The sequence below is a fragment of the Acidiphilium sp. PM genome (assembly GCF_000219295.1).
GTDB classification, from domain to species: domain Bacteria; phylum Pseudomonadota; class Alphaproteobacteria; order Acetobacterales; family Acetobacteraceae; genus Acidiphilium; species Acidiphilium multivorum.
Genome location: NZ_AFPR01000043.1, coordinates 1 through 7,061 on the forward strand (window position 1 = coordinate 1; position 7,061 = coordinate 7,061).

A 7,061-nucleotide genomic window follows, 5' to 3' on the forward strand; every position below is an offset into this window, starting at 1 on the left:
GCCATCGCCGCGCCGAGCGGGCCGCAATGCGCGACCGTCGGCCGCCGCGGCCACACGCCGGGCAGGAAGGTGGTGATCGCCGCGATCCGCCCGGCCAGCGGATTGAGATTGGCGCCGTCGCGCGCGCGCACCGGCAGCGGGCAGGGCAGGGATTTCGCGGCGAGATGTTCCATCAGCCCGAGAAACCAGGGCAGGTCCGCCGGGTCGACCCGCCGTTCGTAGAGCGTGAGGATGAAGTCGCCCTCGGTGGTGCGCAGCGAATAATTGCTGTTCTCGACCCCCTCGGCGATGCCGCGGAACGCGACCATGCGGCCGATGTCATATCCTTCGAGGAACGCGGCCAGCGCGTCGTCCGTCACTTCCGTATAGACTGCCATGGCCCCGGGAGATGACCGATCGCCGATTTGATGGCAAGGGAGAACCGACAAATCGGATGGAGACAGAGTTGACCCGCATCGCCCGCCTTGCCGCCCTGTTCGTCCCGCTCGCTCTTGCCGCCTGCGCCGGCGGGTCCGGCCCGAAGCTCGACTGCCCGCAGGTCGCCGTGCTCCAGCAGGCAAGCCGCCTGGTCCGCAGCGCCGGCCCGTCCGACGAGGTCGCGGCCCGGATCATCGATGCCAGGGTCACCGGCGTCGCCGGCAAGTGCACCGCGCGCGGCCATCATGGCGAGCGCGTCGTCTTCCGCATCGGCTTCGCCGCGACCAAGGGCCTCGCCGCCCGGCAGGACGACTTCACATTGCCGTATTTCGTGGCGATCACCGAGGGCGACAGCATCATCGCCAAGCAGGTCTATCCGGTGCGCTTCGATTTCCGCAACGGCGCGACGCAGGCCGTCGCCACCACGAAGCCGATCCGGCTCGATTTCCCGAACGCGCCGCGCAGCGCCGCGCAGCAGGTGCTGGTCGGCTTCCAGATGACGCCGTCTGAACTCGGCCAGGCGCGCGGCACGGCGCGATGAACGTGCCGGCGCCGGAGGTGATGGCGCACCACCAGGGTGCGGACTATCTCGACTGCCTCGGCCGGCTGCACCGTGCCCTGGCACCGCGCCGCTATCTCGAGATCGGCGTCTGGCGCGGCGAGTCGCTGGCCTTGGCGGAAGCCGAGAGCCTCGCGATCGACCCCGATTTCCGGCTCGACCGCGACGTGCTCGCCGGCAAGCCCGCCTGCCATCTCTTCGCCTGCACGAGCGACGATTTCTTCGCCCGGCGCGACCCGCTGGCGCTGCTCGGCGGCCCGGTCGATTTCGCCTTCCTGGACGGGATGCACCGTTTCGAGTTCCTGCTCCGCGACATCGTCAACACCGAGCATGTCTGCCACGGGCGCAGCGTGATCGCGCTGCATGACTGCCTGCCGATCGACCCGCGCATCACCAACCGCGACCAGAACCCCGACCTGCGCCGCGATGCCGTGGTGCCCGGCTGGTGGGCCGGCGATGTCTGGAAGGTCGCCGTGCTGCTGCGCCGCTACCGGCCGGAGCTGCGGCTGCTGGCGCTGGATGCCCCGCCGACCGGGCTGCTGCTGGTCACCGCGCTCGATCCGGCGAGCCGCCGCCTCGAGGACAACTACGAGGCGATGGTCGCCGACATGATGGATGTCGATCTCGCCGCTTTCGGCACCGCGCGGCTGTTCGACCTGCTCGCCCCGCGCCCGACCGCGCTGCTCGACGATCCCGCCGCCCTCGCCGCGGCGCTGTTCCCATGACCGCCCCGTTCGAGGGCGCGGCGCTCGTGACGGGCGGCGCGAAGCGGCTGGGGGCCGCGATCGTCCGCAGCCTGTCGCAGGCCGGCTTTCCGGTCGTCATCCACCACCGCGCCTCGCCCGGCGAGGCCGAAGCCCTTGCCGCCGAGCTGCGCGCCCAGGGCGGGGTGGCGCATGTCCTGGCCGCCGACCTCGCCGATCCGGCGGCGGTCGAATCCCTGATCGCGCGGGCCGAGGCGCTGGCCGGGCCGATCGGCGTGCTGGTCAACAACGCCTCGCGCTTCGAGTTCGATTCCGCCGCCAGCGTCACCGCCGCCTCGATCGCCGCCCACATGGCGCCGAACCTCGCCGCGCCGGTGCTGCTGGCGCGCGACATGGCGGCGCGGATCGGCGGCCGGCAGGGCGTGATCGTCAACCTGCTCGACCAGAAACTCGCGAACCTGAACCCGGATTTCTTCGCCTATACGCTGTCCAAGGCCGCCCTCGCCGCGGCGACCGAGATGCTCGCGATGGCGCTGGCGCCGGCGGTCCGGGTCTGCGGTGTCGCGCCGGGGCTGACGCTGATCGCCGCGAAGCAGAGCGAGGAGAATTTCCGCCGCGGCCAGAGCGCAACACCGCTGCGGCGCGGCTCGCAGCCGGAGGACATCGCGCGCGCGGTGCGTTTCATCGTCGAAACCCCGTCCGTCACCGGCACCACGCTCTATGTCGATGCCGGCGAGCACCTGATGCGCCGGCAGCGCGACGTGTCGTTCAACGCCGGGTAACGCGGCTGATCAGCCGGGCGAGCGGCAGCACGGCGCGCACCGGCCAGGGCCCATCGGGCCAGACCAGTTCGGCGTTCAGCCGGGCGAGCGCCGCGGCGTGCACCGCGTCCAGCGCATGGCGGGCCTCCTGCCGGCGCAGCCTTTCCTCGAGGTCGAGAATCCGGTCCTGCAATCCCGCGATCTTTTCGTCGCGGCTCGCGATCATGCGCCGGAAGACGGCATCGACAGGGGAACGCGGAAGGTCGGTCGGGCGGAGATCGGCAATTGGCATATGCACGTTATACGTGTGGTCATGTAACGCCCAAAATTAAAAATTGTAATCGTTGCGGCTTTCGTTCCGCGGCCATCCGACCGCGCCGGCCCTTGTGCAGGGTCGGGCCGTGTCCTAATTGCGGCGCATGACCGAAGACACGCTGAACGCCGAACCCGTGCTCGACGCGGGGGCGGATCCCTTGGAGGCCGGCAGCGAGAGGGCGCCCGCTTCCGAGGCCGAGCAGCTTGCCGCCGCCCGCGAGCGGATCGCCGCCCTCGAGGCGGAGTCCGCCGACCTGCGGGACAAATGGGTGCGCGCGCAGGCGGAGATGGAGAACCTGCGGGCCCGCACGCGGCGCGAGGTGGAGGATGCGCGGCTCTACGCCGTGCAGAAATTCGCCGCCGACGTTGCCGAGACCGCCGAGAACCTTCGCCGCGGGCTGGATGCGCTGCCGCCGCCGCAGGAGGGCGAGTCGCCACTGCTCGCCAGGCTGCGCGACGGCTTCGCCGGGGTCGAGCGCAGCTTCATCGCCATGCTCGAGCGCCACGGCATCCGCGCCGAGGAGGCGATGGGCGCGACATTCGACGCCGACAAGCACCAGGCGATGGGCGAGCAGGAGACATCCGATGCCCCGCCGGGCACGGTGATCCAGGCCTGGAGCCGCACCTGGACGCTGAACGGTCGCCTGCTCAAGCCGGCGATGGTCGTCGTCGCCAGGGCGCAGGCGGGCAAGCCGCTGGATATCGAGGCGTGAGCCTTGAGTTTTCGTTAACGCCGGGCGGCTAAATTTCCGCAGCCGCCGGCCGGCCGCCCCTTGTGCCTTCGGGGGTGGTTCAATACATCAACGGGGTGAAACAATAGGGGTGCGCCCGATGCTTCGGGTCCGGCTCACCCGCTGAAAGGAGCGTTTCTATGAGTAAGGTCATCGGTATCGACCTCGGCACCACGAATTCCTGCGTCGCGATCATGGAGGGCAAGGATGTCCGCGTGATCGAGAACAGCGAGGGCGCGCGCACGACACCGTCGATGGTCGCCTTCTCCGAGAGCAACGAGCGTCTGGTCGGCCAGTCCGCCAAGCGTCAGGCGGTCACCAACCCGACGAACACGCTGTATGCGGTCAAGCGCCTGATCGGCCGCCGCTATGACGATCCTACCGTCGAGAAGGACAAGGGACTCGTCTCGTACAATATCGTGCGCGGCGACAATGGCGATGCCTGGGTCGAGTCGCGCGGCCAGCGCTACGCGCCGAGCCAGATCTCGTCCTTCGTGCTGACCAAGATGAAGGAAACCGCCGAGGCCTATCTCGGCGAAGCCGTGACCCAGGCGGTCATCACCGTTCCGGCCTACTTCAACGACGCCCAGCGCCAGGCCACCAAGGACGCCGGCAAGATCGCCGGGCTCGAGGTGCTGCGCATCATCAACGAACCGACGGCGGCGGCCCTCGCCTACGGCATGGACAAGAAGCAGGGCGGCACGATCGCGGTCTACGACCTCGGCGGCGGCACGTTCGACATCTCGATCCTCGAACTGGGCGACGGCGTGTTCGAGGTGAAGTCCACCAACGGCGACACCTTCCTCGGCGGCGAGGATTTCGACCAGCGCGTGATCGACTACCTGGCCGAGGAGTTCAAGCGCGAGCAGGGCATCGACCTGCGCAAGGACAAGCTCGCCCTCCAGCGCCTGAAGGAAGCCGCTGAAAAGGCGAAGATCGAGCTGTCCTCCTCGAAGGAGACCGAGATCAACCTGCCCTTCATCACCGCCGACGCCTCGGGGCCGAAGCATCTCGTGATGAAGCTGACCCGTGCCAAGCTCGAAAGCCTCGTGGATGATCTGGTCGAGCGCACGCTCGGCCCGTGCCGCGCGGCGCTGAAGGATGCCGGTGTCACCGCCGGCGAGATCGACGAGGTGATCCTGGTCGGCGGCATGACCCGCATGCCCAAGGTCATCGAGACGGTGAAGACCTTCTTCGGCAAGGAACCCGCCCGCAACGTCAACCCCGACGAGGTGGTCGCCATCGGCGCCGCCATCCAGGGCGCGGTGCTCAAGGGCGACGTCAAGGACGTCCTCCTGCTCGACGTCACCCCGCTCTCGCTCGGCATCGAGACGCTGGGCGGCGTGTTCACCCGCCTGATCGACCGCAACACCACGATCCCGACCAAGAAGAGCCAGACCTTCTCCACCGCCGACGACAACCAGACCGCCGTGACCATCAAGGTCTACCAGGGCGAGCGCGAGATGGCGGCGGACAACAAGCTGCTCGGCAATTTCGACCTGACCGGCATTCCCCCGGCCCCGCGCGGGGTGCCGCAGATCGAGGTCACCTTCGACATCGACGCCAACGGCATCGTCTCCGTCTCGGCGAAGGACAAGGCGACCGGCAAGGAGCAGCAGATCCGCATCCAGGCCTCCGGCGGCCTGTCGGACACCGATATCGAGCGCATGGTGAAGGACGCCGAGGCGAACGCCGCGGCCGACAAGGCCAAGCGCGAGCTGGTCGATGCCCGCAACCATGCCGACGGCCTCGTCCACCAGACCGAGAAGACGCTGAAGGACAACGAGGGCAAGGTCTCCGCCCAGGACAAGGGCGAGGCCGAGGCGGCGATCGCCGCGGTGCGCTCCGCGCTGGAGGGCAGCGATCTCGAGGCGATCAAGTCGGCCACCGAGCGGCTGACCCAGGTCGCCATGCGGATTGGCGAGGCGATGTACAAGGCGCAGGCCGAGGCCGGCGCCGCCCAGCCGGGCGCCGAGACGGCCGCGCCGGGCGACAAGGTGGTCGACGCCGAATTCGAGGATGTCGACGACAAGAAGAAGTCCGCGTGACGTCGTCCGCCGCGCGATAGACGGTTACCAGTCCCGGGCCAGCAATGGTCCGGGACATTCTTGTTTCAGAGATTGTCGGGGTTAAGCCGGGACCATGGCGAAGACGGATTATTACGAACTTCTCGGCGTGTCGCGGGGCGCTTCGGCCGATGAGCTGAAGAAGGCCTATCGCAAGCTGGCGATGCAGTACCACCCGGACCGCAACCCGGGCGACGCCGCGGCCGAGCAGAAATTCAAGGACATCAACGAAGCCTACGACGTCCTCAAGGACGAGCAGAAGCGCGCCGCCTATGACCGCTTCGGCCATGCCGCGTTCGAGAATGGCGGCGGGCCGGGGGCCGGCGGCTTCGGCGGCGGGTTCGGCGGCTTCGGCGGGTTCGAGGGCGGCATCGGCGACATTTTCGAGCAAATGTTCGGCGAGGCGATGGGCGGCCGCCGCGGTGGCCGCACCGAGCGCGCGGGCGCCGACCTGCGCGCCGCCGTCGAGATCGACCTGACCCAGGCCTTCACCGGCACCAAGACCGAGATCCGCGTGCCCACGCGCGTGTCCTGCGATGCCTGTTCGGGCACCGGCTCGGCCGACAAGTCCGCCGCGAACGACACCTGCCCGACCTGTGGCGGCGCCGGCAGGGTGCGCGCCCAGCAGGGCTTCTTCGTCGTCGAGCGCACCTGCCCGACCTGCGGTGGCGCCGGCCGCACCGTGCGCAATCCCTGCCGGGTCTGCTCCGGCGCCGGCACCGTGCCGCGCGAGCGCACGCTCTCGGTCACCATTCCCGCCGGCGTCGAGGACGGCACGCGCATCCGCCTCTCCGGCGAGGGCGAGGCCGGCGGCCGCGGCGCGTCGCCCGGCGATCTCTACGTTCATGTCTCGATCCGCCCGCACCCGATCTTCCAGCGCGATGGCGCCAACGTGTTCTGCCGTGTGCCGCTGCGCATGGCCCAGGCCGCCCTCGGCGGCGAGATCGAGGTTCCGGCGATCGACGGCACGCGCGCCCGCGTCAAGATCCCCGCCGGCACCCAGACGGGCGACCAGTTCCGCCTGCGCGGCAAGGGGTTCTCGGTGCTGCGCAGCACGGCGCGGGGCGACATGTATATCCAGGTCGCGGTCGAGACGCCGCAGAACCTGACGAAGCGCCAGCGCGAACTGCTCGAGGAATTCGAGCGCGAGGCCGGCAACACCGCGTCCGGCAGCCCGGAACACGAGGGCTTCTTCGCCAAGGTGAAGGAATTCTTCGACGGGCTGTGACGCGCCTCACGGCCGGCGGCCTGCCTCGCGGGCGATCGCCGTTGCGTTCCGCCGCCCGCGCGCCAACTATCTGGACGGGGCTCCAACCAACAGGATGAAGGACATGAAGCCAGTTCTGCCTGCCGCCGCCGCCATCGCCCTTCTGCTCGCCGGCTGCGCCGTGGCGCCGCCGAGCGGGCCGAGCGTCGTCTCGATGCCCGGGCCGGGCGTCTCGTTCGACCAGTTCCGCCATGACGACTCGCTCTGCCGCTATTATGCGAGCCGCCAGATCAACCCGGCC

General features: G+C 69.4%; 8 protein-coding genes. 6 read left to right on the plus strand and 2 right to left on the minus strand.

Annotated elements, in window-relative coordinates; translation table 11 throughout:
* The coding region (locus APM_RS01580; protein WP_007421605.1) for a phosphotransferase at nt 1-377 on the minus strand (377 nt) is incomplete at its 3' end.
* 68 nt (nt 378-445) lie between these two features.
* Between APM_RS01580 and APM_RS01585 the strand changes: the two genes are divergently transcribed.
* Genes APM_RS01585 through APM_RS01595 form a run of 3 tightly spaced genes read left to right on the plus strand, consistent with a single transcriptional unit; the run spans nt 446 to nt 2,462 of the window.
* Entirely contained in the window at nt 446-958 is a 513-nt protein-coding gene (locus APM_RS01585) for a hypothetical protein (protein ID WP_231844324.1), read from the plus strand.
* Entirely contained in the window at nt 955-1,701 is a 747-nt protein-coding gene (locus tag APM_RS01590; RefSeq protein WP_007421607.1) for a class I SAM-dependent methyltransferase, read from the plus strand. Before APM_RS01585 ends, APM_RS01590 begins: the two co-directional genes overlap by 4 nt.
* Nucleotides 1,698-2,462 carry an SDR family oxidoreductase gene (locus APM_RS01595; protein WP_007421608.1) on the plus strand — a complete coding sequence of 255 codons (765 nt, stop codon included), beginning with the start codon at nt 1,698-1,700 and terminating at the stop codon, nt 2,460-2,462. Before APM_RS01590 ends, APM_RS01595 begins: the two co-directional genes overlap by 4 nt.
* On the opposite strand, the gene APM_RS01600 is transcribed toward APM_RS01595, so the two are convergent.
* Complete coding sequence (locus APM_RS01600) at nt 2,449-2,733, minus strand: hypothetical protein (RefSeq protein ID WP_039887503.1); 285 nt, start codon at nt 2,731-2,733, stop codon at nt 2,449-2,451. The genes APM_RS01595 and APM_RS01600 overlap by 14 nt on opposite strands.
* Before the next feature lie 127 nt (nt 2,734-2,860).
* Here APM_RS01600 and APM_RS01605 point away from each other — a divergent pair, with 127 nt between their 5' ends.
* From APM_RS01605 to dnaJ, 3 genes are all read left to right on the plus strand, one after another.
* The gene (locus tag APM_RS01605; RefSeq protein WP_007421610.1) at nt 2,861-3,469 is read left to right on the plus strand and encodes a nucleotide exchange factor GrpE; all 609 of its coding nucleotides are present in this window, start codon (nt 2,861-2,863) and stop codon (nt 3,467-3,469) included.
* A 158-nt stretch (nt 3,470-3,627) separates the two neighbouring features.
* Nucleotides 3,628-5,535, plus strand: coding sequence for a molecular chaperone DnaK (gene dnaK, locus APM_RS01610; RefSeq protein WP_007421611.1), 1,908 nt, complete (start codon nt 3,628-3,630; stop codon nt 5,533-5,535).
* 94 nt (nt 5,536-5,629) lie between these two features.
* Nucleotides 5,630-6,781 (plus strand): molecular chaperone DnaJ, encoded by a 1,152-nt coding sequence (gene dnaJ / locus APM_RS01615; protein WP_007421612.1) that lies wholly within the window; start codon nt 5,630-5,632, stop codon nt 6,779-6,781.
* The last annotated feature ends 280 nt before the right edge of the window (nt 6,782-7,061 follow it).